Here is a 26,970-nt window from a genome sequence, read left to right on the forward strand (position 1 = left end):
CGGTTCCCATATTTTATGGAATACGTCTTTTGTTCGCACGGGTTCTGGCCCTGGCGGGGACGGCCTCTCGTCTCCGATCACGCGAAGGCCCGGGTGAGCAGGGACTTCTGCTCCATGCGATGCCGACGCGCGGACCCCACGGCCGGAGCGGACGCCTCGGGCCGGCTGACGTGTTCCACGCCCCGCCCCGTCGATTCCATGAGACGCGGCGCGACGAACGACCAGGCGCCTTGGTTCTCCGGCTCCTCCTGCACCCACCGGACCCGGGCGCTCTCGGGGAAGCGGGCGAGCTCGGTGGCCAATTCCCGCCCCGGGAAGGGATAGAGGCGCTCCACGGCGACGATCGCCGTGTCCGTCAAACCCAGTTCGCGGCGGCGCGCGACAAGTTCGTGGCTGACCTTGCCGGAACAGACCAGGATGCGGGCGACCCCGACGGGGTCGGCGGTGGTGTCCGGCAGGATCGGACGGAACCCTCCCTGGGTGAAGTCGGCCAGTGCGGAGGTGGCCGCCCTGGAGCGCAGCATGGACTTCGGGGTGAAGACCAGCAGCGGGCGGCTTCGTTCGTCGAGCGCCTGCTGCCTGAGCAGGTGGAAGTAGTTGGCGGGCAGAGTGGGTTGGGTGACGGTCATGTTGTCCTGGGCGCACAGCTGCAGGAAGCGCTCGATACGGGCGGACGAGTGGTCGGGCCCCTGCCCCTCCAGGCCATGCGGCAGCAGCAACGTCACGCCCGAGCGTCTGCCCCACTTCTGCTCGGACGAGGCGATGTACTCGTCGACGACCGTCTGGGCGCCGTTGGCGAAGTCTCCGAACTGCGCCTCCCACAGCACCAAGGCCTCGGGGCGTGCCGTCGCGTAGCCGTACTCGAAGGCCAGGGCGGCGAGTTCGGACAGCATCGAGTCGTGCACCGCGAAACCGCCGCGCCCCGTGGCGAGGGAGTCCAGCGGAGTGTGCTCCGCGCCGGTGCGCCGGTCGGTCAGTACGGCGTGCCGCTGGCCGAAAGTGCCGCGCCTGGAGTCCTGGCCGGCCAGCCGCACCGACACGCCCTCCAGAAGCAGCGAGCCGAACGCCAGCCTCTCGGCGGTCGCCCAGTCGACGGCGCCGGTCTCGACCATCTCCATGCGACGGTGCAACTGGGGCAGCACGCGCGGATGCACCGCGAAACCCGGGGGGAGTTCGATCTGCGAGGCGACGACCCGACGGACGGTGGACTCGTCGACGGCGGTCACCGCCGGGCGGGCCGCGCGGGCCTCGGCCGGTGCCGTCCGCGCGGGGGCGTCCGTTGCGACGACGAGCGGCTCGGCCTCGGTCGGCCGCCCGGTGCGGGGCGAGGGCAGCGCCCGGGTCTCCGCGAACGCCCGCTCCAGGTGGTCCCGGTGACCGCGACGGGCGGCCTCCACCTGCTCCTCCTCCAGTTCACCGCGGCGCATCAGCGCGTCGGCGTACAGGCTGCGCACGGAGGCCCGCGCGTCGATGCGGTCGTACATCAGCGGCTGGGTGACGGACGGGTCGTCGACCTCGCTGTGCCCGTGCCGCCGGTAGCAGACCAGATCGACGACGACGTCCCGGTGGAACGTCTCGCGGTAGTCGAAGGCCAGTCGCGCCACCCGGTCCACGGCCTCCGGGTCGTCGCCGTTGACGTGGAAGACCGGGGCCCCGACGGCACGGGCCACGTCGGTGGCGTACGTGCTCGAACGACCGCCGACGGGCAGGGTGGTGAAGCCGACCTGGTTGTCGACGACGACGTGGACGGTACCGCCGGTGCGGTACCCGGGCAGCTGGGACATGTTGAGGGTCTCCGCGACGACGCCCTGCCCGGCGAAGGCGGCGTCGCCGTGCACGACCACAGGAAGGACGGGAAAGGCCCCGGCCGCCCCCGCGGACAGGTCCTGCTTGGCGCGCACGACGCCCTGGACCACCGGGCCCACGATCTCCAGGTGCGAGGGATTGGCCACGACCGAGACGGCGATGCCGCGGCCGTCGGGCGCCCGGTAGCTGCCCTCCGCGCCCAGGTGGTACTAGACGTCCCCGGAACCCTGCTCCGGTCTCGGGTCCTCCGCGTCCTCGAACTCGCCGAAGATCTGGGCGCAGGACTTGCCGACGACGTTGGCGAGGACGTTGAGCCGGCCGCGGTGCGCCATGCCGATGACGGCTTCCCCGAGCCCGCTGTCCATCGCGCGCAGGAGCAGGGCGTCGAGCAGCACGACGGCCGACTCGCCGCCTTCGAGCGAATACCGCTTCTGACCCACGTACTTGGTCTGCAGGAACGTCTCGAAGGCCTCCGCGGCCCCCAGCCGGTCGAGGATGCGCAGCTGTCCGGCGGGGTCGGGACGGCGCCAGGGACGCTCGACGCGCCGCTGGATCCACTCGCGCTCACGGGAGTCCTGGAGGTGCATGTACTCGAACCCCGCGGTACGGCAGTAGAACTCCCGCAGCGCGTCGAACACTTCACCGACGGTCATCAAGGACCGACCGGCGAACCCGTCCACGACGACCTTCTCCGCGCGGTCGGCCTCGTCGAGGCCGAAGGCGGCGACGTCCAGCTCCGCGTGGGCGGGCGGCTCGGGGGTGAGCGGGTCCGTGGCGGCCATCAGATGGCCTCGCACGCGGAAGGCGTGGATGAGTGCCGCCACCCGGACGGCCTTGAGCTGCGCCCCGTCGTCCACGCGTGGGGCGACCGCCGGCGCGGACGGCCCGGACCGCGCGGCCGGGACTCGCGGGGACGCGAAGAACTCCCGCCAGGTGCGATCGACCGAGCCCGGATCGCGCAGCCAGCGCTGCCGCTGCTCGTCCACGACCCATTCATTGATCCCGAACTCCGCTTCGTTGATCCCGCACTCCGTCCGGGGCGACACCACGCGTGCGGTGCCCGATTGCGACGTCATGACGCAGAACGCCTTCTTCCTCACTCGAAACTCGAACGCTTCGGATGCGACGCGGCCGCGGGCCGCCCCGCGTGTCCGGCCTCGGGGTTCGGCCCGGACCGCAGACTCCGGCGGAGCATGAGACCGACCGACCGGCCGCACCGGACCGACCGATTCGACCGCATCGCCCTGACGACGCTAGGACGACGGACGCCCGAGGGCGGACAGCCGGGCGGGCCACGACGACCTCGATCCCGGACATCCGCGCCCGACCCCGACCCCGCGCGGCGCGGCGCGGCGGCCCACACGACGGACGGTCCGGATCCGAGGGTCTTCTGTCCGCCCCTCCGGCGATCACCGCCGCGGACGGACGGGTTGTGAGCCTTGTGGTCGCGTGGTGCGGCCGAGACTCCGACTCCGGGACGGAACATGATCGACCGCGATCCGCCGGGCACGACCTGGCAAGAACCCCCGCGCATTCTGCGGACCTTGGGCCTCCTCCACGGCGAACTGCGGGTCCACCACGGGCTGTCGCTCCACGACTACCTGGTCCTCGGCGCGCTCGCCGAAGCCCCCGCACATCCCCTGCCCGTCGCCCACCTGACGGAGTTCCTGAGCGAGTCCGGAGACCGGATGTCGTACCTCCTCAGAGGACTTCAGGCGGCCGGGCTGATCGAACGCCGACGCCGTACCGCGGACCGGAGAACCGTCGAGGTCTCGCTGACCGAGGCCGGGCGCGCCAGGTTCGGCGACGCCGAGCGGACCGCGCGGACCCTGCTGGGCCGGCACCTCGGCCCCAGGAAGGAAGCGGCGTGAACCCGCACGACCACCCGGGGTGCTTCCGGCCGGAGCTCGTCGTCATCCCGTGCGGCAGCCGCAAACTGAGCCGCCCCGCGCGAGCCGCGGACATGTACGTCGGCTCGTACCACCGCGCCTGCCGCCGGACCGCCGAAGCGCTGCGGCCGGAACGCCTGCTCATCCTGTCCGCGCGATACGGACTGGTCGATCTCGACGACATGATCGAGCCGTACGACACTGCGCACGGCACGGCTCGGGCGACGACCAGGGAACGGATCCTGCGCCAGGCGCGGGACCGCGGCATCGTCCGGCTCGATCCGGTCGTCGCTCTCGGCGGCGGACGGCACACGGCATTGATCCGCGGCGTCTCGCCGCACGCGCACGCACCACTGGCCGGCGCGGGCTCCCTGGGCGCACAGATGGCCCGCCTGGCGGCGCTCCGCGAGGGGCGGTCCGGGCGGTGAGGTTCGGCCTTGCGCCGCTTCGAAGCCCATCCCGCCTCGGCTCAGTCGCGGGTGGCGACCAGGACGCGTACGCGAGGCACGGGGGCGGGCGATGCACCGCGACTGCGCGACAACGCAGCGACGCAGCCCGGCCCTCCGTCCCACCTCACATGCGCGCTTTCAGCACGTCGACCTCGCAGCCGGGTGCGAAGGGGTCGAAGCCGTGCTCGTTCAGCCAGCGGACGATGAGGAGGCTGCGCAGCGACCACCACGCGTGGATCACGTCGACGTCGACGTCGACGTCGGTGCCGTAGCCGGCGAGGACGCCGTCGAGGTGTTCCTCGTGTCCGAGGGTGAAGGTGGCGAGGTCGTAGAGGGGATCGCCCTGGCCCGCCTCGGACCAGTCGATGATGCCGGTGACCTCGTCGCCGTCGACGAAGACGTGCGCGATCTGCAGGTCACCGTGGGTGAACGCCGGGGTCCACGGACGGAGCGCGGCCTCGGCGACCTGCCGGTTGCGGGTGACGAGGTCGGCGGGCAGGACGCCGCTGGTCACGAGCGCCTCGCACTCGTCGTCGAGTGCCGCCGTCAGCACGGCGGTGTCGCGCCCGGCCTGGCCGGGCCGGGGCGGCAGCGGGGCTTCGTGCAGCGTGCGGATGGCGGCGCCCGCCGCGGCCCACGCCGTCGGGGTCCCGGTCGACGGCCCGCCGAGGCGCCCGAGCGTCGTCCCCGGGAGCGCGGCGATCGCGAGCACGGGCGGCTTGCACCACAGGATCCGCGGGGTCGGGACCGGCGCGAGGGCCATCGCCTCGACCTCGGCGTCGAGGCGCGCCTGGTCGGCATCCACCTTCAAAAAGACGTCACCGACGCGCAGGGTCGCGCGCTCGGAGTGGGCGACGACGACCTCGACCTCATCCATGGGCGACGAGTATCCCGGGGACGATCGCCGGTGTCGCCGGATTTGCCGCAGCCCGCCGCCCGTCTCTCTCCCGGCGGCTTCGGCCGCCAGGTGCTCGTCGCCCTCCGCGGGCAGCCCTTGGAGTTGATCGTCTAGCCGTCGGTCAGGTCGACCAGGAGATCGCAGTGCGGGTCGTCCGGCGCGGGCCGGCGATGCCGCTCTTGCGCGACGAGAGAGGGCAGCGCGGCGACGAGCGCGGTCGGGGGCGGCCCGACGACGCGCACGTCGACGCCGATGACGCCGGGCCGGTCGGGGCGCCGCACGTACAGCCGCAAGAGGCTCTCGCCGTGCAGCAGGAAGCCGATCAGGAAGGGGTTCTCGTCGTCGGCGGGGCCGGTCAGGGAGCGCAGGAACGCCAGTGCGCGGCCTTCTTCGGTCTCCGATGCCGGGCCGATGTCCCGCGGCCGTAGACGCAGCAACGTCATCCCCATGGCCTCACCGACATCGCTGCTGCTGTAGAGCTGGGGTCCGGCCAGGACGGTGCGCAGCAGCCCGGGGATGTCGTCCGGGGACACGGTGTCGTGGGGGATCTCGTACAGGAAGTCCCTCGTGTACGAGTCCTCTCCGGCGCGGACGGCGATCCGTACGGCGCCGGGCGCGGGCAGGACGCCGCGCAGCCGGCAGTGCGCGGCGAGCGGGGCGTCGAGGCGGTACAGCAGCGAGCGGGTGACCTTCGCCTGCTGCTCCCGGTCTTCCGGATCGGTCACGGACGCGTCCATGCGCGGCACTTGGTGCTGCGGTGGTCGGGGCGGAAGCCGCTGATGTCGTACGCCGGTCCGTCGTCCCTCGGCGGCATCACAGCGGCATCACAGCGGCAGGTGCTTGCCGTAGCAGATCTCGATGTACGGACCCGCGCAGTACGCCGGGATCTCACGGTAGCCGTGGCGGACATACAGCGAACGGGCCTCGACCAGGTCGAGGCGGGTGTTGAGGACCAGCCTGGACGCCCCGAGCAGGCGTGCCTCGCGCTCCAGCAGTTCCAGCAGGAGGTCGGCGCCCTTCTTGCCGCGGAAGGCGGGACGCAGGAAGACGCGGGTGAGTTCGGCGCGGCCGGAGTCCAGCATCAGCAGCCCGCCGCAGGCGGCGGCCTCACCGTCGAAACGGCCCACGACGAACTGGCCCGTGGGCGGCGTGAGCAGCTCGACGCCGTCACCGGCCAGGCCTTCGTCGATCTCCTCCGTGGTCGCGGGCCGCTTCCAGTAACGGCTGGCGACCTCGTCGTAGTAGTCGCGGCGCAGACCGGTCGCGGCCGCTGTGTCGAAGGCTTCGGGGGCCAGATGCCAGGTCATGTGAGTTCTATAGCCGGGGTGCACCGATTGCGCCAAAGGGTTTTCGGAGCGGAGCCGAGTGAAAGGCCCTCTCCGGGAGACGCACTCGATCTGGACGGGGCGACTCACGACGAACTTCGCCCGCTGATCGCCGCGTTCCCGCGGTGTCGGTGGCGGGTTGTTGAATGTGCGCCATGACCGTTCGTGACCTGGTGCCCCTGCTGCCCGAGCCCGCCGAGCTGCGCGCCCGCTGCCGGGCCATCGCTCTGCTCGACGCCATCCTCGGCCCCTACGCCCCCACCCACACGTACCGGCCGAACTGGCGGGACGGGGTTGATCTGGCGTGCATGGACAACGGCGGGGGCGACCAGTACGCCATCGTGTTCGACCCGGCCGGCGTGTTCCTCTACGGGTTCGACCACGAGAGCACGGCCACGCCGTGGCGGGAGGAGGAGCGCGCGCACTGGCCCGGTCTTCTCGACGGCCTGCCCGCCTCGCTCGCCGGCTATCCGGAGACACCGGAATTCCAGTGCGCCGGGTTCTTCGACGCCACGGTGTGCGTCTGGCGCGAGACCGGCGACACCGAATGGCGGTGCGGTCCCGTGGAGTTCGCCCCTGACGCGTCGGACGGCGCGGATTGGCTGTTCGACGTCGTCGTGGACCGAAGCCCCCGTGCCTACCTCCGCTTCGCCGAGCAGTATTTCGAACGTTCCGTGGACCCGGACGCGGTGGCGGCGATCCTCGCGGGCTCCCCGCTCACCCGCCGCACCGTCGCCTGCCTCTCTCCCACCGTGGACTACGGCGCCGTCGCCGAACGGGCCCGCGGACTGGGCCACCCCCTCCTCGACGACCCCCGGGACTGACCGGGAGGCAGCGGTCCACCCGTGGGCGAGCCGGACGGTCGCCGCTCTCCACGCCGTCACGGCTCGGAGCCACGGTGCGGCCCCGCGGCGATCGAGCTCCTGGCGGAATGCGGCACCGCTCCGGTGAACCCCGGCGCGCGGTGGTCTCGTACGATGCGCCGCGACGGCGGCCGCGTCCGGGCCGCCACTTCCGCACGATCCCCCGGAGTTCGCCATGCACGACGCATCCGCCCTGCCCGCACACGCCTCTTCCACGCGGCAGCCGCTCGCCCGCCCGGGTGCCACTCCGCAGGACGAGGCGGCCGTCTGGGCGGTCGTCATCGGCATGTACGCAGCGTACGAAGCGGGAGACCGGGCGCGGATCGACGCGCATCTCGACCCGGAGGCGACCGTGTGGGACTCGGCGGCCGAGCCGTTGCTGTTCGGCAAGGCGGATCTGGACCGGATCCGTGACGAGCGGCCGGGTGCCGGCGAGGGGCCGCGGGAGAGCGGGCTGCACGCCCACAACCCCGTCGTCGACGTCTTCGGAGACCTCGCCTTGCTGCGCTACCTGCTCCGCGTCGACTTCGACCCGGACGCCGACGGCCGCCCGCTGCGCGCGGAGATCGTCCGCAACACCGCCGTACTGCGCCGGGGCACGGACGCCGTCTGGCGCATCGTGCACCTGCACGAGGACGTCCGGCAGACCGGCGGTGTCCCCGAGCCGGGCACCGCCTGAGACACGCGCCTGTGCGCCGTGCACGGACGGACGGGCCACCCCGTGCGCCGTGCACCGCAGGCCGCCCGCCGACCCTGGCTAGCGTCCGCTCATCCCCGAAACAGCTGGGAGAGGGCATGACTTACAGGGTGGCCATGGACATCGGTGGGACCTTCACCGACGTCGTCGCCTACGACGAGACGAACGGCACCTGCGTGGCGGCGAAGGCGCCGACCACACCAGGTGACCTGGCGGAGGGCGTCTTCGCGGCGCTGGGACGCGTGGTGGACGACCCCGCCGCGATCTCCTTCTTCGTGCACGGCACGACCCAGGGGCTCAACGCCCTGCTGGAGCGCAAGGGTGCCCGCGTCCTGCTCCTGATGTCCGAGGGCATGCGGGACGTCTACCACATCGCCCGCGGCAACCGGGACCGCATGTTCGACCTGCACTACCGCAAGCCGGTCCCGCTGGTCGAGCGGTACGCGACGGCGGAGGCGGGCGGGCGGCTCGACTGGCGTGGCGAGGAGCTGCGCCCGCTCGACGAGGACGCCGTCCGCGCCGCCGCGCGGCGGGTACGCGCGGAGGGCTTCACCGCGGTCGCGGTCTCCTTCCTGTTCAGCTACGTCGACCCCGCGCACGAGCTGCGCGCCGGGCAGATCCTCGCCGAGGAGCTCGGCGACGACGTGATGGTCGTGCTCTCCCACCAAGTGGCGGGCGAATGGAGGGAGTACGAGCGGACGTCCTCGGCCGTGCTCGACGCCTACACCGGTCCGGTCGTGCGGAAGTACCTCGGGCACGTCACCGACCGGTTCGCCGAGCGTGGACTCGGTGTGCCGGTGCAGGTCATGCAGTCCTCCGGCGGGATCGTCAACGCCGGTCACGCGCGCAGCCGTCCGCTGCAGACGCTGCTGTCCGGGCCGGTCGGCGGCACGATGGGCGGAGTGGCGGCCGCCGCTCTGCTGGGCCGTCCGAACGCGATCTGCGTCGACATGGGCGGCACCTCCTTCGACGTCTCCTTGGTCATCGGCGGGCGGCCCGACATCTCCAACGAGGGGACGGCGGACGGCTTTCCGGTGCTGATGCCGCTGGTCAACCTGCACACGATCGGTGCGGGCGGCGGCTCGCTCGCCTACGCCGAGGGCGGCGGGCTGCGGGTCGGCCCCGAGTCCGCGGGCGCGGTTCCCGGTCCCGCCTGCTACGGCCGCGGCGGCGTACGCCCCACCGTGACCGACGCCAACGTGGTCCTCGGCCGGATCGATCCCGAGTGGTTCGCGGGCGGCCACATGACGCTCGACGTCCGCGCGGCCCACCGGGCGCTGGAGCCCCTCGCCCAGGAACTCGGCCTGAGCGTCACCGAGTTGGCGAACGGCATCTGCGAGGTCGCCAACGCCCGGATGGCGCAGGCCATCCGCACCCTCACCGTTGAACACGGCCTGGAGCCAGGCGAGTTCACGCTCCTCGCGTTCGGCGGGGCGGGCCCGGCGCACGCCGTCGAGATCGCCCGGGAACTCGGGGTGGGCGAGGTGGTGGTGCCGCGGTTCCCCGGCGCCTTCTCCGCCTGGGGCATGCTGGGCACGGAGGTCCGCCGCGACCTCACCCGCCAGTTCTTCACCCCGGGTGACGCGCTCGACGGCACCGCGATGGCCGCCGCCCTGGCCGCCCTCGGCGAGCAGGGGCTGGCCGCGCTCGGCGAGCAGGGTGTCGACGCCGTCCGCCGGCGCGTGGAGCACGCCGTCGACATGCGCTACGAGGGCCAGGACTACACCCTCACCGTGCCGCTGCACGATGCGGCCGAACCGTCCGCCGAGGGCTTCCTCGGCCGGGCCGCCGCCCGCTTCGCCGCCCTGCACGAACGCCGCTACGGGCACGCCACCCCCGACGCGCCGGTGGAGTTCGTGACCCTGCGCACCGCCGCGCTGGGCGCCCTGCCGGAGTCCGTGCCCGCCCCGTACACGCCGGACGGCGACGACGGCACGTGGGCCGGCCGGGTCGGCCGGGTCGTCTTCGACGGCGTACGCCACGACACGCCCGTCCTGCGCCGCGAACACCTGCCCGCGGGCGAGGAGTTCAGCGGCCCGGCGATCGTCGTCGAGGCCACCTCCACCACCGTCGTCCCGCCGGACGCGCACGTCACCGTCGACGCGAACGGCTTCCTCGTCATCAAGCTGGGAGAGAGCGCGTGAGCAAGCCCACCGAAGCGACCGGGCGACCGACGATCGACCCGGTCACCACGGAGATCATCCGCTGCGCCCTGCTGCAGGCCGCCGAGGACATGAACACCACGCTGATCCGCTCGGCGTACACGCCCACCATCTACGAGGCCAAGGACTGCGCGGTCGCCCTGCTCGACCGGGACCACCAGGTGCTCGGCCAGTCCTCCGGCCTGCCCATCTTCCTGGGCAACCTGGAGGAGTGCACTCGCGCCACCGAGCGGATGTACGGCCGCGACGTGTGGCGCGAGGGCGACGTGTGGGTGCTCAACGACTCCTACATCGGCGGCACCCACCTCAACGACGTGACGGTCTACGCGCCGATCCACGTGGCGGGGGAACTCATCGGCTTCGCCGCGTCCCGCGCGCACTGGATCGACATGGGCTCCAAGGATCCGGGCGGGTCGATGGACTCCACGACGATCCATCAGGAGGGCCTGCGCATGGGCCCGTTGAAGATCTACGAAGGCGGGCTGCCTTGCCTGCTCCAGCACGACCTGATCGCCCGTCAGGTCCGCTTCCCGCAGCCGACCCTCGGCGACATGCGCGCCCAGGTGGCCTGCGCGCTCACCGGGGCCAAGCGGCTCACCGAGATCGTCGAACGGTGGGGCACCGAGACCCTGGCGGCCGCCCGGGACGCGATCTTCGCGCAGACCGAACGGTTGGAGCGCAAGCAGATCGCGGCCATTCCCGACGGGGTGTACGAGGCGAGCGGCATGCTCGACAACGACGGCATCGACCTCGACACCCCGCTGCCGGTGACCGTACGGGTCACCATCGACGGCGACCGTATGACGATGGACCTCACCGACTGCGCGGACCAGGCGACCGGGCCGGTCAACTGCGGCGCGGCGCAGGCCGTCGCCGCCTGCCGCGTCGGGTACAAGCTGCTCGTCAGCGGTGAAGTGCCCCTCAACGGCGGCTCGTTCAAGCCGCTCGACGTCATCACCCGCCCCGGATCGATGCTCGCCGCGATCGAGCCCGCGGCCTGTCAGTACTACTACTCCCACCTCGGGCTGGTCATCGACCTCGTCGTGCGCGCGCTGGCCCCGGCGCTGCCGGAGCGGGCCGCGGCGGCGTCGTACGGCGACTCGATGATCGTGCAGTTCACCGGGCTCGACCCGCGCTCGGGCAAGCTGTTCGTCTCGCAGGAGGCCACGGTCGGCGGCTGGGGCGCCTGGGCCGCCGGGGACGGTGAGTCGTGCCTGATCAACAACGTGAACGGGTCGCTGCGGGACATGCCCGTGGAGGTGCTGGAGACCCTGTTCCCGGTGCGGGTGGAGGAGTACGCGGTGCGTCCGGACTCCGCCGGCGCAGGACGCACCCGAGGCGGCAACGGGGTGGTGCGCCAGTACCGCTTCACCGCCGACCAGAGCCTGTCGCTGTGGTGGGAACGGTCGGTGACGCCGGCGTGGGGCCTGTTCGGCGGCGCGGCCGGAGCGCCGCCCCGGGTCACGCTCAACCCCGGCGGCGCGGGCGCCCGTGAGCTGCTGAAGGCCAACGCGCTGGCGGTGTCGGAGGGCGACGTGTTGCGGTGCGAGAGCGGCGGGGGCGGCGGCTTCGGGCCGGCCGGCGAACGGACGGCGGTCCAGGTCACCGAGGACGTGCGCCAGGGCCTGCTCACCGCGGCGCGAGCCGCCGCCGACTATCCGTCCTGGTCGGGCGAGCGGACCGGCTGAGGCGGTCGGCCCGCCGGTCCCCCGGACGGTGGCACCTCGATCCGCCCGCCCGGAGCGCCCGCGGGGGCAAGGCCGGGCCCCCTGCCCTCCCGTCACCCGGAGTCCGTACCGCCGCCCGCGGTGGCGTCCGGAGGGGCATCCGGGTCGTCGAGCAGTACCCGGCACGCCAGGTGCATCGGGAGCCGCAGTGCGGGGTCGTCGGGGTCGCGGCCCAGCCCTCGCAGGCGCTCCAGGCGGGCGGTCACCGTGTTGCGGTGCACGCCCAGGCGCAGCGCCGCGGCCGACGGAGCGCCGCCCACGTCCAGCAGCACCGCGAGCGTCCGCAGCAGCGTGCCGTCGCGGTCCGCCGCCAGCACCGGTTCGAGAAGGGTGCGGGCGGGCCCCTGAAGCGCCTCGCGGGGCAGCGCGGCCAGCAGATGGGCCGGTCCGGTGCGGTCGGCCCGCACCACCTCGCCCGTCCGCGCGAGTGCCAGCGCGGCCACGGCGTCGTCGAGCGCCGCGCCCAGGTCCTCCAGGGTCGGCGCCGGGCCCGCCACCGCGGCCGTGAGCCGTGGCAGCCGCCCGGGCACCGCGAGCACGCCGCGCAGGTGACGCTCGGCATCCGCGACCGGATCCCGTCCGTGGGCCTCGTCCGGCCCGGTGCCGCGCCAGGAAACCCAGACGCCCGCATGGGCGACGAGCGGGCCGGAGTCCGGGCCGCCGCGTGCCCACCGCGCGGTGAGCAGCGGTCCGGTGTGCGGCTGAGGGGGTCCGTCCGGCCGTACCGCATAGACGACGAACGGACCGCGCAGGGGCCAGCCCAGGGCCGTCGCCCGAGCGAAGGCGCCGGCCCGGTCCCGCTCCGCTTGCGGAGCGCCGGGACCCGGGGCGCCGGAAGGCGGGGCGCCGGAACCCACGGTGCCGAGCAGGTCGAGCACATCGAGCAACAGCTGCGCCGCTTCGTGTCCGTCCCGCTCCGCCGCCAGCCGTTCGGTCGCCGCCCACGCGGTGAGCGGGGCGACGGCCAGGCCGAGCACCTCACGCACCGTGTCGTCCCAGCCGGCCGCGCGCGGCCGGAATCGCGCGGTGAGTCGTGCGAGGTCCTCCCCGTTCGGCGCCGGCACCGCCACCGTGACCCGCAGGGTGCCGGGCTTCTCCTCCAGCGCGGCCGCACGCCCTGCCGCGACCTCCCCCGACGGGGTGGTGAGCGCGACCGACGTCGCGGGCAGCGCGCCGTGCAGCGCCGAAAGGACGGCGGAGGGCCGCACCCCGGCGGCGGCCACGGCGCGTGCGGCCTCGGCGACGAGCGCGGTGCGGCCCGCCTCGGGCCGGGCCACCGCCGACGCGATCCGCACCGCCACGTCCAGCGCGTCGCCCTCCACCACCAGCAGCGCGATCCCGAGGCGTTCGGCGAGCTCGCCGACGGACCCCGTGCGCCCGCCGTCGCCGGCGACGACCACACAGGCCGCCGCGTGCTCCCAGGCCGCGCGCAGCGCCATCTCCACGGTCCACGCCGCCGACGCGGCGGAGGCGGTCAGCACGACGGCGTCGCCCGGCCGCAGCGCGTTCAGCGCGTCGAGCCGGTCGACGATCCGTACCGCCGTGATCTGCGTGTCGCGGCCCGCCGGACCGTGCACCGTGACGTCGGTGAGCGGGCCGTGGTGCAGGAGTTCCACGAGGGTCAGGGGAAGGCTGCCGCCGGACGCGCTCACAGGGATCTCCCCTCGTCCCGGGCGGCGGGAGCGCCGTGACCCGCGCGGGCGAGGGCACGTCCCCGCGCGGTGTGCCAGCGGACGTCCGCCTCGACGACCGCGATCTCGACCACCATGCCGGGCACGGCGCGTTCCACGTCCAGCACGCGCCGGTCGGCGGCGGACAGGATGAGGATCTGGTCGGGCACCGAGGCCAGCAGCGCGCCGTCGGCGAGGGCGAGGAGGATCTCGTTGTGCGCCTCCAGCCGGATCCGGCGGCGCAGACCCTCGTCCTCGTCGACGAGGACGCTGGTGGGACGCGACGGCAGGCCCGCGTCGTCGCCGGACGCCGCTGCGGGATCGAGGTGCCCGTAGGCACCGGCGGACTGCTCGACGGCCACGATCCGTCCCCGGCACAGCCGGCGCGGCCGGTACACCGCGAACGCCGGCTCGCCCTCGTCGGCACCGGCGGCCACCGCCCGGCCGACCGTACCGGCGACCAGGCCGCGGGCCAGGTCGGCCCCCGGCCAGGCGTAGGCGGCGACCACGCCCCAGCCGCCGCAGGCGAGGAGGAGGGGGCGTACGAGGTCCTCGACGCGGCCGTGCGCGGATTCCACCGTGACGACGTCACCACCGGGCGTCGCCAGCGCGAGGGGCGCCGGACTGTGGCCCGCGAGCGCGAACAGCGTCTGCTCCAGCAGGGGCAGTACGCGTCCGCAGCCGTCGCCGTCGACGAGCGGCAGTCCGCAGCGGGCGGCGGTGGCGATCGCGATCAAGGTGTTCTCCACGGCCGTGTTCAGGGGGACGATCGCCTCGGCGGCTCTGCCGCGCAGCCGTTCGACGGCACGGACCGCCCGCACGGGCTCCTCCCCCGTGGGCAGCTGCTCGGCCAGCGCGGCCGTGGCCCCGGCGAGGGTGACCGCGACGCACAGTCCCGCGCCGGGCAGTTCGTGCGCGGGCAGCAGGGGGACGGGGCCGTGCGCGTCGAGCTCGGCGGCCGCCCAGTCCAGGGTCACGCGGAAGGCGGACTCCTCCGTGCCGGCGGACAGCACGCGGGCACCGGCCGCGAGCCGCCGGAGGTGGTCGGGGGTCAGCGAGCCGGGTCGCCCGGGGCCGTCGGTCGGTGTGCCGGTCATCGGCCGGCTCCGTGGGTTTGCGTGCCGGACGTCTGCCGGCTCCGTGGGCCGGGGTGCCGGACATCGACGGGGCCGTCGGTCGGCGTGCCGCTCATCGGCCGACTCCGTGGGTCGGCGTGCCGCTCATCGGTCGGCTCCGTGGGTCGGCATGCCGCTCGTCGGCCGGGTCCGTAGGCCGGCGTGTCGGACATCGGCAGGTCCGTAGGTCGGCGTGCCGCTCATCGGCAGGTCCGTAGGTCGGTGTGCCGCTCATCGGTCGGCTCCGCCCAACGGCTGCCCGGCGGCCCGCACCGTCACCCGGTGGACGCCGGCGGGCAGGTAGGCGACCGGCGACTGGAGCAGGCTGTCGACGCGCACAGTGGCGGGGTCGGCGCCGGCCGCCACGCACCGGGACAGGGCGTGGCCACGGGCGGCGTCGAGCAACTGGTCGAGTTCGGCCCGGCCGGCGGAGGAGATCACCTCGTCGAGTTCGACCTGGCAGCGGGCCGTGGCCGCGTGACGGGCGGCGTCGGTCAGCCGCGCCGTCCGCTCGGCGGGATCGGCCGGTGGCGCGCCGATGACGTCGCCGCCCCCGCCCGTGTGCACGACGGGGGCGCCGGGCACCCGCGCCAGGAGCCGGGAGGTGAGTGTCCCGACGGTCTCGCCGGAAAGGGCACCCCGGACCACGACGGGCGATCCGAGGGCGACCCGGACGCCGAACGGGCCGGGCACCGGGCCCGCCGTACGCTCCGGCTCCCCCTCGCGCAGGACCAGGCAGCGCACCTCCCGGGCCCCCGCGTCCACCACGACCGCACGCTCGTGGCCCGTCCGCGCGGCCGCGCCGCGCGCCGCGCAGGCGGTTGCCGGAGAGGTGCCGAGGACCGGGTGGCGGCGGAAGTACTCGGCCACCACCAGACCTCCGTCGTCGCGGGCGAAGAACAGCGGCGCGGTGACGCCCGCCGAGCGCAGCGCGGCGCGGCAGTCCGCCACGAGGGTGTCGGCCCACGCGCCCAGCGCGGCGTTGAGAGCGGTGGCGTTCTCGCGCTCCCGAAGCCCCGGCGAGCCGATCTCGTAGGAGAGGCTGACGGCCGCGCCCGGCGCGGTGCGGGCCACGACGGTGGCCGCGGCCAGTTCAGGGCCCGGACGGGCCGGAGCACCGGCCGCGCACAGGGCGAACACCGACACACCCGCCCGGTGGGCGCGTGCCGCGAACGCGGCGAGGGCCTCCTCGTCGAGCGGGCCCGGCGCGCGGCCCGTGAGCGCGCTGCCGCCCGCGACGGTGGCCGTGAGCGCCCGGATCCGGTCCCTGGCGGCGGCGGGCCAGTCGGCCAGCGGCGCCAGGGCCGGATGCGCGTCGGGCGCGATGCGCACCACCGCGAGCGGGGGCGCGGCGTAGCGGCGGCGGTCCAGGTCGGTGACGACGGCGACCGTGTCCGGTGCGGCGGGCAGAGGGCCGAGGGAGGCGAGCACCCGCCGGACACAGGTCCCGATGCCGGGCGCGCTGTCGCTGACCGCCTCGGCGCGGACGCGGCCCGTCCGGTCGGTGAGTACGGCCGCGGTGTGCGCGCCTCCCACGTCGATCGCCAGCCTCACGCCCTCATCCTTCCACCGGGCGCCGCTGTCGCTACCCGAGGCTCCTGCCCCGCGGCCCCGGTCGGCCGGGCCCCGCACGACGGGCCGCCGCGGCCGCTCCTGCGCGAGGTCTTCGCCCTCGGCTACTCGAGGTCCTTACCCTCGGTCTCCGGCAGCGGGGCCGCGGCCAGCAGGGCGATGGCCATGAACGCCATGATGAACAGGATCGTCGAGGAGTACCCCGTGGCGCGGGCCAGCAGGTAGCCGACGACGGACGGCGCGAGGGAGGTCGCCCCGAGCTGGGCGGCGGTGGCCCACGAGTAGCCGGTGGCCCTCAGCGAGGTCGGATAGAACTCACCGTTCCAGGTGTTCCACACGCCCCAGGCGCCGAGACAGAAGAAGGACAGGGCGAAGTTCGCCACGTACATCGCCGCGAGCGAGTCGGCGTAGGCGAAGGCGACACCGGACACGGCGGCGAGGGCGACGTAGGGCAGGAAGACCTTCCGACGTCCGTAGCGGCCGGTCAGGAGCGAGGCCGACACATAGCCGGGGATCATGAAGACGGCGCTCAGCGCGACGAAGCCCAGGCTGGCGGACATGCTCAGGCCCTTGTCCTGGAGCAGGGTGGGCAGCCAGGTCTGCAGTCCCCAGTAGCCCCAGTTGAACGCGAAGTTGACGATGAGCATCAGCACGGTGAGGCGCAGCAGCCGGCCCCGGAACAGGTCCAGGGTCCGTCCGGCCCGCTCGTGCGCGTCCTGCTGCGACGGTACGAAGACTGTGCCGTCCGGTACGTCCGCGCCGAGCCGGCGCAGCACCGCGGCGGCGTCCTCGTGGCGTCCGCGCTCGGCCAGCCAGTACGGCGACTCCGGCACCCAGGCGTGGATGGCCAGCACCCACACGCCGGCGAGGCCACTCGCGAACGCGACGACGTGCCAGCCCAGGCCGCCGACGACCTGGGTGACGCCCACGGCGAGCAGCACGCCGATGGGCCAGCCGATGGAGAGGTAGACGGCCGCCCGGCCGCGCAGCCGCGACGGGAGCAGCTCCAGGAAGTAGGGGAAGGTCACCGTGTAGATGCCCGCCAGGGCGAGGCCGGACAGGAACCGGGTCACCATCAGCACGGTGAACGTCGGCGAGAGCGCGCTGGCCAGTGCGACGGCCCCGTACACGCCGAGGGACCACAGGCATACCGAGCGCCGACCGATCCGGTCGGATACCGGCCCCCACACGAGACTGCCCGGGATCATGCCGAGCGCGACCGCGGACAGCGCCCATCCGATGGCGCCTTCACCGATCCCGAACGCGTCGCCGAGGTCTCCCGACACATAGACGAGGGCGAGCTGTTCCCACGACTCGATCACGAACGCCATGAACAGGGCCACGGCCGCCAGCACGTGGGCCCGGCGCAACGGCATGTCCTCGAACCAGTGGGCCACGGGGCGGGGCCCGTCCACCACACGGGCCGGGTCCGGCCCGGTCCCGGGTACTGCATCTCGTACGGCGCTCATCGACTGTCCTCCCGGACGGCACAGGATACGAAGCCCCGATCGGGGTGGCGGCACAGTAGACAAGGCGCCCCACCAGGGCCTGTGCGCCGCGCACAGGCCCTGCGACAGCACTGGGCGGACCGCACAGACACGGCGGCGACGGGCTCCTGGCGCCGAGCGCCGCACGTCGGCTCCCGCGTCGAGGTGTCCGGCGCGCGGGACAACGGTGGTGTCCGTTCGGTGGAGCCGGTGCCGTCCGTCCGGCCAGGCCGATGCTGTGTGGGGCGGGCGCGTCCGGGACCGACGACTCTTGGCTCGTCCATGGCCGGTAGGCCACACTCTGGCCCGTGACGATCAACGACGGCGGCAGCAGCACGGCGAGCGACCCCCGGACGCTCCTCCTCGCGACGGACTGGAGCGGCGTCGACCACTGTTGCCCCGACCAGGCCCCGGAGACCCCCGTCATCCTGGCAGGGCTGCTGGACGACGACGAGGACGTCCAGCGGGCCGCTCTGTGCGACCTCGGTCAGGCGGTGACCCACCAGAACACCATCTACAGCGCCACGGCTCCGGCCGCACGCTTCGTCATCGCCGTACTCGGCCACCCCCGCACGGCGACCCCGGGCGTCTACTTTTACGACGAGCGTCGCCGGCCCCTGCGCGCCGCCCTCCTGACCTGGCTGGGCGATCTCGCCGACGACGCCACGTACACCGAGGAGGGCCCCGGAGAACCCGAAGACGTCGCGGCGGTACGGGCACTCCTCCCGCTCATCCACCGAGCGGCGCAGCCCTACCTCACCGATGCGGACCTGATGATCCGGGAGGCCGCGGTGCACGCGGCCGCCATGACGCTCGCCGCGCCCGAACTCGCCGTACACATCCCCGAACTCGTGCCCCTGGTCCGCACCGTCCTCGCCACCAGCGACTACCGGGGCTACCGCTACCTCGCCCAGCGGTGCCTGGTGACCTGGGGAGTCGAACCCGGCCCCCTGCCCAACCCGCGGACCTCGGAACCGGCGGACCGCTCCTGGGCGGGCGGCTGCGACGACGACCCGCCCTTCTGAGCCCCGCGGAGTGGGAGCCGTCCCGAAGCCACCCCGCCCCGGTGTGCGAGGCGGGGTGGGGTGTTCGGTGTGCAGCGGATGGGGTGGCGCGCGGCGGTTGCCGGAGTCAGCCGAGGTCAGACGGCGGCGGTGCCGGGGTCAGTCGGCGGCGATGCCTTCGCCGCCGACGGCTCCGGGCACGGTGACCGATCCGATGCGGGTGAGGGAGCCGTCGCGGTTGACCCGGAACTCGTTCACGTGGCCCTGCGCGCCGGTCTGCACGTACAGGTTGCGGCCGTCGGAGGAGACGGCGGCGTCGACCGTGCCGGGGTCGGTGGCGGTGTTGCCGAGGGCGGCCAGGGTGCCGTCGCGGCGCACGCGGTAGCCGGACAGGGTGGCGCTGCCCGCGTTGGAGGCGTAGAGCTTGTGGTCGGTGGCGACGATCCAGCAGGTGGCGGCCTGACCGGTGAGGACCTGGCCGAGCGAGGTGAGGGTGCCGTCGCGGTGGAGGACGAAGGTCTCCACGGCGTTGGGACCCGCCTCGGTGACCTGGAGGCGGCCCTCGGGGTCGAAGGCGAAGCCGAACGGCACGGCGCCGGGCACGGTGGTGACCACGGGCCGGACGGCGGGCGTGCCGCGGCGGTTCAGCCGGAAGACGTCGATGCTGTTGGCACCGGCCTTCGTGGTGACGACGAGGTTCGAGCCGTCGGGTGTGAAGGAGATCTGTCCGGGGGTGTGGGTGAACTGCGGGGTGGCCGCGGGGTCCAGACCGAGTCCGCGGTGCCAGGAGTCGATGCCCCTCAGTCGGTGGCCGGTGCGCACGAAGCCCTGGATGGAGCCGCCGTCGAGGGCGTTGAGCACCCAGACCCGGTTGCCGTGGAAGGTGACGCTGACCGGGAAGTCACCGCCGGTGGGAACGATCTGGAGGCGCTCGAGACGGTCGCCGTGCACCGCGAAGACGGTGAGGGTGTCGCTTCCGGCGTTGACCGCGTAGAGGAGGCCGGCCTCGCGGTCGTAGGCGAGCGACCCTTGGGATGCCAGATGGTCCACCACTGAGCCGTCCAGCACGCCGCCGCGTCCCCCCGTCGGGAACACGCCGCGTCGGCTGAGCGTGCCGTCGGGAGCGCGATGGTAGGCGACGACGGTGTTCGCGGTGGTGTTGTCGCTCTGCACGAACACCGCCCCTCCCCGCGGATGCGTCGTGCCGTGCGGGCCGGGGCGGGCGGACGCGCTCGCTCCCGGAGCGGCGAACAAGGCGGCCGCCGCGGCGGCGGCGGTGACGGCGGTGACGGCGACGGTTGCGAGACGGGACCTGCGGACGGTCATGGTGTTGCTCCTGGTGCGGGTAGCGCGGATGCGGGCAGCGAAGATCCGGGTGGCGCGGGCGCAGGCCGCAGGGATGGGCCGACGCTCGGCCCGGGCCGCCGCCGAACACCGCGACGGACGAAGGGAATTCGTGCACGTCGCCGGGCGGCCCTCACACCGGCTCGCAACACCCGACAATGACGCACCGAAGACGAACGCTGCCGCGACATGCACGGTCCGCCAGGCAATCCCATCCATACGGCCGCGCACGGGCACGGCCGCATCCAGCGGCGCGAATCTCCGCGACACCCCGTGGTTCAGACCTCGGACCCGAGGTCACCGCCGGCAGTCAGGAGGGGCGCGTGGCCGCGCTCGGACCCGGCGTGCGGCGGACCCGGTCGCGGCCGCCCGCCCACCCGCTTCGGCTGCTCAGGAGTCTTCCCCGAGCGCCGCTTCCAGACGGGCGACGTAGCGGGCGTCGGCGTCCTTGCGGACCGCGGCGAAGCGACGGTCGACGATCACCACCGGCAGCAGCCACAGATAGCCCCACAGGCTGAAGGACTGCACCGCACCGGACTGCCGCAGCAGCGTGTTGGTGAACAGGCTGAGCAGGATGCTCACGCTCCACACCACCGTGCGGTACCGGCCCACCAGACGCACGGGCGCGTTCCAGGGGCCGGACAGCGCCTCCAGCCTCGTGGCACGCACGACGGCCGCGCGGTCGGGGGAACCGTCGGCGCCGTCGACCGGCACCCCGTCGTCACCCGTGCGCCGCAGGTCCTCGGCGAGGTCCCAGGCCTGGGACAGCGTGTCCCGCCCGGCGACCACTCGGGCGGCGGCCTCCATCTGGAGGTCGTCCCAGTAGCCGGGCCGTGCCCAGCGCTCGGCGTCGGCGCTCTGCACCGCGAGTTCCTCGACCCGCCGTACCAGCCCGTCGGCCCGGGCGGCACGGCCGGGGTACTCGAAGGCGTCCGCGCGCCGACACAGCTCGGCGTAACCGGCGAGGAGTCCCCGGTGGTCGCCGTCGAGGGCGAGACCACGGCGGAAGGCCTCCTCGGCCCGGTCGTCGTGGTCGTCCTCGTCCTCGACCATGTGCCCCAGCGCCAACCAGCAGAACAGGTCGGCCTGGGGGCCGACCGCGTCCAGCCCTTCCTGCGCGGCCCGACGCACCGCGGCATGCCCTCCGGCCAGGAACAGCTGTTCGCAGCGGTCCTCGAAGACGGCGATTCCGGGCACGTCGGTCATGCTGCACTCCCCCTGTTTCCCGCTCCCCCGCCAGGAGGCGCCGGACTCCGATGCGCCGTGATCATGCCATGTCAGGGCAACCGTGCGGACAGCGGACGGGGTGGTGGCGGGCGTAGGACGGCCTCGGCTCGTTCGCGGCGAGGACGTCAAGCCGGGTGCCGCCGTGATCGACGCCGGATGCAACCCCGGCAATGTCGGCGACGTCGCCCCCTCATGGCATGAGGCCCTGTCCACGGATTCACTCACACAAGCCGGTCCACATTGCGTATTCGTGAGCGACTTGTGCCAGTTCGAGGACAGGGCGGCACGCCGTGTCCCAGAATGAGGCGTGGCACGGCGAGCGTCACCGCTCGCGGACCTTCGGAACGGGGACACCGGACGATGCCGCAGACCATTCGGAAGTACTGGGGGCCGTTCCAGGGCCGCGTGACGCTGAACTTCAACTGGGCCGCCATCAACCACGACTCCGTGGTGATCGTGACCGCGTCGGAGTACCTCGTGAGTACGCCGCCGAGCGCTGAACACCGGTTCATCGGCGCCGCGTCCATCACGGTGGAGAACATCGCCCCGCACGGGCCACCCTACGACCCGAACCACGGCGTCACCTTCGTGGTGAACGTCGCCTGGGGTGCGCCGCTGACCATCGTCACCGACATCACCGTTCTCGACAGCCCGCCGGTCGAGGTGGACTTCTAGCACCGGGACGGGGATGCCACCGATGCCACAGACCATCAGGAAGTACTGGGGCGCTTTCAAGGGCCGGGTCACCCTGAACTACAACTGGGGTGCCATCGACCACGACTCGGTGGTGATCGTCACCGTCTCCGAGTACACGCCGCAGAAGGTGCGCTTCATCGGCGCCGCGTCCATCGCCGTGGAGAACATCGCTCCGCACGGGCCACCCTACGACCCGAACCACGGCGTCACCTTCGTCGTGGACGTCGGCTGGGACACGCCCCTGAACATCGTCACCGACATCACGGTCCTGGATGGCAAGCCCCGCGAGACGCAGACCTATGTGCCCGACGTCAGCCACAACCTCGGTATGCGGATGCAGTACCAGGAGAGCGACGAATGGTGCTGGATCGCCGCGGCCACCAGCATCACCCACTTCTACAACCCGGCGAGCACCTGGACCCAGTGCCAGGTCATGACCGACATCGGGCACAGGATCAACGGGTTCCCCGCCAACACCGGGGCCTGCCCGTCCCAGGCGGCCCTCAACGCCAACCCCGCGCTCGCCAACCGCTACGCGAACCCCTACAACAACACTGCCCTGTACGTCCTCGACGATCCCCGCCTCGGAGTCGACCGGCGCTACCTCAAGTCCGGCGGCGTGACAGACGCCCTCAAGACTGTCGGAAACCACGCCAGTTATCAGGCCGCCAGCTTGTCTCTCTCCCAACTCGCCACCGAGATCAACGCCGGCCGCCCGGTCGCCGCCGACATCACCTGGAACTCAGGGGGTTCACACGTCGTCGTCATCGCCGGGGTCCAGGGTGAGGGACTGCTGATCCTCGATCCCGTCAACGGCCAGTCCCTCGTCGAGTTCGGGGCCTTCCCGCTGACCTACTTCGGCGGCGCGGTCCTGGACGGCTACGCGTTCACCAAGAGGTAGCAGGCGATTCCGCCCGCCCCCGAGGGCGCTTCACCGGGCTTCGGGGACGACGTCACGTGGCCAGTAAGTCGGGGCCGGTGTCCGCCTTTGCCGTATGCCGAAAGTGGCTCTCGGTTCGTGTCATGGCTAGAACTCGCAGTCCTGGGCCAGTCCGTCCCAGTCGATGCCGCGCAGGCCGGGATCAGCGTCTTCGCCCGCCGGTACCTGCGGTGCCGACTGGAACCACGCCACGACGAGGGTGGAAGCGTCCATCGACGGGTCGAGCGGCGCGGAGTCGAAGAGGCCCACGCAGGCCACGGAAGGCAGCACCTCAACGGGGCCGAAGGCACCGGCGGGCTCGTCCGGGCACTCGCGCGACGGCTCGACGAAATGGACCGGCGTAGAGGGGAACGCGCTCTCGGCCCACCGCTGGAACCAGCCGATCTTCAGGTCGTTGATGCGCTTGCAGGGGTAGCCCTCCAGCATCCCCCCGTAGGTCGAGGACATCCGCAGCTCGGTGAGCCGGATCGAACGACCGGACAAGAGGACTATGCGACTCAGTGACATGTCCACACTCTATGCACAAGATCCACTTTCGGGGCGCGACCTGACCGTCCCCTCCCCCCCACCAGGCCCGGCGACCTTGTTACGAGGCAGGGGGCGCCGACCTTCCTGATCTGTCCGGCCAGGGGATCTGCGCAAAAACCCGTTTGCCGGGCGAGGAAGGCCGCTGATACATTCCCGGAGGCCGTGCGAGAGATCAAGGAGGTGGTACCCGTGAACGCAGTAACGACATGGGTGCTCCCCTCCGGGGCCACGGTCGGGCGATAGACAGGTCGTCCGGGAGCGCCATCCCTGTGCACTCCCGAAAGGCACGACCATGCATTTCACTTCCGAGCAGAGCCTCGACGACGGCCTCCTCGAACGCGAATTCACCCTCGGTGAGATCCCCGGCATCCTGTGGACACCCGCATCGGCTTCCGCGTCGGCACCGGTGCCGCTGATCCTTCTCGGCCACCCTCCCCTCGGCCTGCGAAGGATGCACCCCCGACTGGTGGACCGGGCCCGGCGCTCCGCGGCGGACGGCTTCGCCACGGCCACGATCGAACTCCCGGGAAGCGGCGACCGGCCCCGTTGGCCGGCCATCGATCAGGCCCGCGCAGAGCTGCGCCGGGCGATGGAGGCCGGCGAACCGGTCAGCGACGAGATCGTCGACGCCCTCGTCCTCCCGCTGGTCGACAAGGCGGTCCCGGAATGGCAGGCCGCATTGGACGCTCTCCTCGCGCTGCCCGAGATCGGCGGGCCGGTCGGGTACTCGGGGGGAATCATCTCCATCGGTATCCGGCTGGCGGTGGTCGAGCAGCGCATCGCGGCCGCCGGCCTGTTCGCCGGGAGTCTGGTGCCTCGCGCGATGTTCGAGGAGGCCCGGCAGGTCACCGTTCCGCTGCATGTCCTGTTGCAGTGGGACGACGAGGGCAACGACCGCCAGGCGGCGCTGGACCTGTTCGACGCCTTCGGGTCCAAGGAGAAGTCCCTGCACGCCAATATGGGCGGGCACACCGGTGTGCCACAGTTCGCGGGGGACACTGCCGCCCAGTTCTTCACCCGGCATCTGAAGTGAGGCGGGGCCGTCCGCCCGGCGGCAAGGGGTGGCTGACGGCAGCCGGGAGGCCGACCGTGCAGAACAGATCCTGACCTGTCACAGCGCTCTGCCTCGCGGGCCCCTGCTGAACTCTCGGCGGGGGCCCGTGCCGCCCGAAGTCCGGAACGGATCGCGTTCTCAGTGAGCCGCGTCGATGCCGGGCCAGTGGCCGGAGACGACCGATGTGTCGAACTTCTTGTTGCTGGCGTACTGCTTGGCCACCGCGGAGTCCGGGATGTGCGGCTTGTTGTCGTACTGGGCGACCCAGTAGTTCGGCTCGGTGACCCGGGCGGCCCGGAAGGCGGCGCGTACGGTGGGCCAGGTGGACGTGTTGCAGTAGACCGTCAGCTCTTTGTTGGACGTGTGGGCCATGGTCTGCGTGCACCAGAGAACCGCTTCCCGCGCGCTCGAACAGCCCGGCTCGACGTCCAGTACCTGCGCCGCGGTGGTGTGGTGCACCGCGATGGAAACGACGGTGGCGTGCGGGAAACGAGCTTTCAGCTGCGGGATGTTGGCGTACTTTCCGTCGGCGTAGCCGGCGACCATGGTGGCGGTGGCCGGGATATTCGACGGCGTGACCGCGTCGTACATGATCCGAGACATGAGGATTTCCTCCACCCCGCGGATGTGGCGAGGCTTGTCGGGGTGCTTTGTCGGACGTTTTCCTTGGTTTCGTGCCGGTATCCGTCGCGAACGCGCCCGACCGCGTGGGGCCGGTCGAGAAAGGACTCAGTGTTCATGGTCCGACATCTCGGCCTCTTCCTCTTGGCCGTTCGGAGACGCCGCCTTCTGCACTTCATCACCCTTGGAGTCGATGAGCCGCGTGAACAGCTGTTGCGAATATCCGAACACGGCCGCGTAGGCGAGTATCTGCCACGACGTGTTCGCCTCGAATCCCGGGGTGGCGAACAGGAGGAGGAGTCCGAGGAGAGCCGTTATGCCGCCGAGCGAGACCTTCAATATCGCCTGACCGATCAGAACCATGTACGGGTTCTCGACCCGCTGCTGCCGGGCCAGTGAGTACACGGCCGACACCGTGGCCCCGGCCGCGCCGACGAGTTCGATGATCAGGATGTCGCTGGGGTTCGGCTCCCCGCCCAGCGGGCAGACCGTGTTGCCGGACAGGTGCCCGCACGCCAGATCGGTCCTCCAGTGTGCGTTCATGACCCCGAGCAGCACCGTGAGGGCTATGAGCACGAACGCCGCCACCAGGAGAATCTTGTTGTATGTGCGAAGTCGCCCACGCCTGTATCCGTTCGCAATGTACGCTCCCCGTAGCGCACTCTCTATTCTCTGGCGATCCGCGGATGAGATCCGTTCTCCGTCCTTATTCCTCCTCGCCGGATATCCATCTCCCGGGTTCCGGGTCGATGGTGCAGCTGCGCTTCGTCGCCGCCAGGGCAGCCGTGTTCTCCATCCAGTCCGAGCGGGTTTCGCAGCTGACCCGCCAGCGCGACTTCGCGACGGCCGACGACAGTATCTTTCCGCCACCCTCAGCCGCCGACCACGCCTCCGCGCCACCGACGGATTCATCGAATGTCGACGCACCCATGGCGTTCCTCCTCCTGTGTGCGTCAGGGGCCGGGTGGCCGAGGGAGGTGTCTCGCACTCCGTTCGCTTCGTACGTTCCGCGCACGACGCTACGGATGTCACGTCAGCCCGGCGTCACCCTGTCGTCATCCGAACCGGCGCGGGGTCCGTCCGGGGCGGAGCCGTACGGTGCTCACCCATGAACCCGGGTGATGGTCATGCCTTGCGGGCCAGCAGCTGCACCGCCCGGGACCGGTGGCCGTTCATCGTGGCCACCTCGATCCGCCGCTCGTCCACCGTGTCGAAGTCCGACAGCAGCCCGCGCAGCTCTGCGATGTCATGGTGGCGGCACACCGCACCGTCGTCCGTGGCGAAGACACCGTAGGGCGCGCCGAACTGCCGGGCATGCGCGGCGTAGCGGCCGCGGTTGCGTTCGTCGTCCTGCAGGAGCAGGTCACTGACGTAGAGCAGTCCGCCGGGCACCAGGACACGACCGAGCTCGGCGATCAGCGCCCGCTGGGCGGCTTCCTCGGGGACGCAGGTCAGCACGGCGAACAGCAGGACGACGTCGAAGCTCGCAGACGCGTACATCAGGTCAGGAGGAGATTCCAGGACGGCGAAGCTCAGGTCGGGCCTCAGCCGGCGGCCCCGCTCGACCAGCGTCGGGGACAGGTCCACGCCGGACAGGTCGGAGAAGCCGTGATCGCTCAACTCCGCCATGAGTCGGCCGTATCCACAGCCGTAGTCCAGGATCCGGGCGTCCGCGCTCACCCCGGCCAGCCGGTCGAGGCTCAACGGATGAGTGAACGTCTTCGTCGCGCCGACACCGTCCCAGTAGGCGATCTGGCTGCCAAGTCCCTTCATGCCTGGGCAGCATACGGTTCCGTCGGGGCCCAGCCGCGCCGCGTGACGCACCGCTGACAGCCGTGACAGACCCTGGTTCCCGTGCTCTCCTGCACATACCCGCGCCCGAGCGGACGAGAAGCA

Annotated in this window: 23 protein-coding genes and 3 pseudogenes; 11 read left to right on the plus strand and 15 right to left on the minus strand. The window is 72.4% G+C overall.

The window, feature by feature from the left end; translation table 11 throughout:
- Positions 1 to 77 precede the first annotated feature (77 nt).
- A pseudogene (locus tag WN71_RS31110) lies at positions 78 to 2,642 on the minus strand (multifunctional oxoglutarate decarboxylase/oxoglutarate dehydrogenase thiamine pyrophosphate-binding subunit/dihydrolipoyllysine-residue succinyltransferase subunit); the annotation flags it as partial.
- An 87-nt stretch (positions 2,643 to 2,729) separates the two neighbouring features.
- Positions 2,730 to 2,882: pseudogene (locus tag WN71_RS43580) on the minus strand (hypothetical protein); the annotation flags it as partial.
- A 468-nt stretch (positions 2,883 to 3,350) separates the two neighbouring features.
- On the opposite strand from WN71_RS43580, the gene WN71_RS31120 reads away from it, so the two are divergent.
- Positions 3,351 to 3,677, plus strand: a complete 327-nt coding sequence (locus WN71_RS31120) for a MarR family transcriptional regulator (protein WP_167382971.1) — start codon at positions 3,351 to 3,353, stop codon at positions 3,675 to 3,677.
- On the plus strand, positions 3,674 to 4,123 hold the full coding sequence (locus WN71_RS31125) for a DUF6884 domain-containing protein (RefSeq protein ID WP_046583905.1): 450 nt from the start codon (positions 3,674 to 3,676) through the stop codon (positions 4,121 to 4,123). Before WN71_RS31120 ends, WN71_RS31125 begins: the two co-directional genes overlap by 4 nt.
- A gap of 145 nt (positions 4,124 to 4,268) precedes the next feature.
- Here WN71_RS31125 and WN71_RS31130 read toward each other — a convergent pair whose 3' ends face one another.
- The 3 genes from WN71_RS31130 to WN71_RS31140 all read right to left on the minus strand — a co-directional run bounded on the left by WN71_RS31130 (position 4,269) and on the right by WN71_RS31140 (position 6,349).
- Positions 4,269 to 5,021, minus strand: a complete 753-nt coding sequence (locus WN71_RS31130; RefSeq protein WP_046583904.1) for a phosphotransferase family protein — start codon at positions 5,019 to 5,021, stop codon at positions 4,269 to 4,271.
- Between the two features lie 131 nt (positions 5,022 to 5,152).
- Positions 5,153 to 5,767, minus strand: coding sequence for a hypothetical protein (locus WN71_RS31135; protein ID WP_143074891.1), 615 nt, complete (start codon positions 5,765 to 5,767; stop codon positions 5,153 to 5,155).
- 99 nt (positions 5,768 to 5,866) lie between these two features.
- Entirely contained in the window at positions 5,867 to 6,349 is a 483-nt protein-coding gene (locus WN71_RS31140; protein ID WP_046583902.1) for a GNAT family N-acetyltransferase, read from the minus strand.
- A gap of 173 nt (positions 6,350 to 6,522) precedes the next feature.
- On the opposite strand from WN71_RS31140, the gene WN71_RS31145 reads away from it, so the two are divergent.
- The 4 genes from WN71_RS31145 (at position 6,523) to WN71_RS31160 (ending at position 11,777) form a co-directional block, all read left to right on the plus strand.
- Entirely contained in the window at positions 6,523 to 7,191 is a 669-nt protein-coding gene (locus tag WN71_RS31145; RefSeq protein WP_206300188.1) for a hypothetical protein, read from the plus strand.
- A 214-nt stretch (positions 7,192 to 7,405) separates the two neighbouring features.
- Complete coding sequence (locus WN71_RS31150) at positions 7,406 to 7,909, plus strand: YybH family protein (RefSeq protein WP_046583900.1); 504 nt, start codon at positions 7,406 to 7,408, stop codon at positions 7,907 to 7,909.
- A 116-nt stretch (positions 7,910 to 8,025) separates the two neighbouring features.
- Complete coding sequence (locus WN71_RS31155) at positions 8,026 to 10,071, plus strand: hydantoinase/oxoprolinase family protein (protein WP_046583899.1); 2,046 nt, start codon at positions 8,026 to 8,028, stop codon at positions 10,069 to 10,071.
- The gene (locus WN71_RS31160; RefSeq protein WP_046583898.1) at positions 10,068 to 11,777 is read left to right on the plus strand and encodes a hydantoinase B/oxoprolinase family protein; all 1,710 of its coding nucleotides are present in this window, start codon (positions 10,068 to 10,070) and stop codon (positions 11,775 to 11,777) included. Before WN71_RS31155 ends, WN71_RS31160 begins: the two co-directional genes overlap by 4 nt.
- Before the next feature lie 92 nt (positions 11,778 to 11,869).
- Here WN71_RS31160 and WN71_RS31165 read toward each other — a convergent pair whose 3' ends face one another.
- The 4 genes from WN71_RS31165 to WN71_RS31180 form a co-directional block, all read right to left on the minus strand.
- Entirely contained in the window at positions 11,870 to 13,468 is a 1,599-nt protein-coding gene (locus WN71_RS31165; protein WP_046583897.1) for a helix-turn-helix domain-containing protein, read from the minus strand.
- Positions 13,465 to 14,583: a DUF917 domain-containing protein gene (locus WN71_RS31170; RefSeq protein WP_046583896.1), complete on the minus strand. Its 1,119-nt coding sequence runs from the start codon at positions 14,581 to 14,583 to the stop codon at positions 13,465 to 13,467. The genes WN71_RS31165 and WN71_RS31170 overlap by 4 nt, the downstream gene beginning before the upstream one ends.
- A 249-nt stretch (positions 14,584 to 14,832) precedes the next feature.
- Complete coding sequence (locus WN71_RS31175) at positions 14,833 to 16,155, minus strand: hydantoinase/oxoprolinase family protein (RefSeq protein ID WP_046583895.1); 1,323 nt, start codon at positions 16,153 to 16,155, stop codon at positions 14,833 to 14,835.
- 122 nt (positions 16,156 to 16,277) lie between these two features.
- Complete coding sequence (locus tag WN71_RS31180; RefSeq protein ID WP_240529828.1) at positions 16,278 to 17,642, minus strand: MFS transporter; 1,365 nt, start codon at positions 17,640 to 17,642, stop codon at positions 16,278 to 16,280.
- Positions 17,643 to 17,968: 326 nt separating this feature from the next.
- Between WN71_RS31180 and WN71_RS31185 the strand changes: the two genes are divergently transcribed.
- Positions 17,969 to 18,685, plus strand: a complete 717-nt coding sequence (locus WN71_RS31185; RefSeq protein WP_052742943.1) for a hypothetical protein — start codon at positions 17,969 to 17,971, stop codon at positions 18,683 to 18,685.
- Positions 18,686 to 18,823: 138 nt separating this feature from the next.
- Here WN71_RS31185 and WN71_RS31190 read toward each other — a convergent pair whose 3' ends face one another.
- The gene (locus tag WN71_RS31190) at positions 18,824 to 19,990 is read right to left on the minus strand and encodes a lactonase family protein (protein WP_046583894.1); all 1,167 of its coding nucleotides are present in this window, start codon (positions 19,988 to 19,990) and stop codon (positions 18,824 to 18,826) included.
- A gap of 408 nt (positions 19,991 to 20,398) precedes the next feature.
- Entirely contained in the window at positions 20,399 to 21,214 is an 816-nt protein-coding gene (locus WN71_RS31195; RefSeq protein ID WP_046583893.1) for a hypothetical protein, read from the minus strand.
- A 76-nt stretch (positions 21,215 to 21,290) separates the two neighbouring features.
- Between WN71_RS31195 and WN71_RS42990 the strand changes: the two are divergent.
- From WN71_RS42990 to WN71_RS31205, 3 genes and pseudogenes are all read left to right on the plus strand, one after another.
- Positions 21,291 to 21,419: pseudogene (locus tag WN71_RS42990) on the plus strand (bifunctional 5,10-methylene-tetrahydrofolate dehydrogenase/5,10-methylene-tetrahydrofolate cyclohydrolase); the annotation flags it as partial.
- 176 nt (positions 21,420 to 21,595) lie between these two features.
- Positions 21,596 to 21,910, plus strand: a complete 315-nt coding sequence (locus WN71_RS31200; RefSeq protein ID WP_046583892.1) for a hypothetical protein — start codon at positions 21,596 to 21,598, stop codon at positions 21,908 to 21,910.
- Positions 21,911 to 21,932: 22 nt separating this feature from the next.
- The gene (locus tag WN71_RS31205) at positions 21,933 to 22,832 is read left to right on the plus strand and encodes a papain-like cysteine protease family protein (RefSeq protein WP_063777680.1); all 900 of its coding nucleotides are present in this window, start codon (positions 21,933 to 21,935) and stop codon (positions 22,830 to 22,832) included.
- Positions 22,833 to 22,958: 126 nt separating this feature from the next.
- Here WN71_RS31205 and WN71_RS31210 read toward each other — a convergent pair whose 3' ends face one another.
- The gene (locus WN71_RS31210) at positions 22,959 to 23,378 is read right to left on the minus strand and encodes a hypothetical protein (protein ID WP_046583891.1); all 420 of its coding nucleotides are present in this window, start codon (positions 23,376 to 23,378) and stop codon (positions 22,959 to 22,961) included.
- 313 nt (positions 23,379 to 23,691) lie between these two features.
- Here WN71_RS31210 and WN71_RS31215 point away from each other — a divergent pair, with 313 nt between their 5' ends.
- Positions 23,692 to 24,432 carry a dienelactone hydrolase family protein gene (locus tag WN71_RS31215; protein ID WP_046583890.1) on the plus strand — a complete coding sequence of 247 codons (741 nt, stop codon included), beginning with the start codon at positions 23,692 to 23,694 and terminating at the stop codon, positions 24,430 to 24,432.
- A gap of 159 nt (positions 24,433 to 24,591) precedes the next feature.
- Here WN71_RS31215 and WN71_RS31220 read toward each other — a convergent pair whose 3' ends face one another.
- The 3 genes from WN71_RS31220 to WN71_RS31235 form a co-directional block, all read right to left on the minus strand.
- Positions 24,592 to 25,056, minus strand: a complete 465-nt coding sequence (locus WN71_RS31220) for a hypothetical protein (RefSeq protein WP_052742942.1) — start codon at positions 25,054 to 25,056, stop codon at positions 24,592 to 24,594.
- A 126-nt stretch (positions 25,057 to 25,182) separates the two neighbouring features.
- Positions 25,183 to 25,662 carry a hypothetical protein gene (locus WN71_RS31225; RefSeq protein WP_052742941.1) on the minus strand — a complete coding sequence of 160 codons (480 nt, stop codon included), beginning with the start codon at positions 25,660 to 25,662 and terminating at the stop codon, positions 25,183 to 25,185.
- A 537-nt stretch (positions 25,663 to 26,199) separates the two neighbouring features.
- The gene (locus tag WN71_RS31235) at positions 26,200 to 26,847 is read right to left on the minus strand and encodes a class I SAM-dependent methyltransferase (protein ID WP_046583888.1); all 648 of its coding nucleotides are present in this window, start codon (positions 26,845 to 26,847) and stop codon (positions 26,200 to 26,202) included.
- Positions 26,848 to 26,970: the final 123 nt, after the last annotated feature.

This window comes from Streptomyces mangrovisoli (genome assembly GCF_000974985.2).
Classification (GTDB): Bacteria; Actinomycetota; Actinomycetes; order Streptomycetales; family Streptomycetaceae; genus Streptomyces; species Streptomyces mangrovisoli.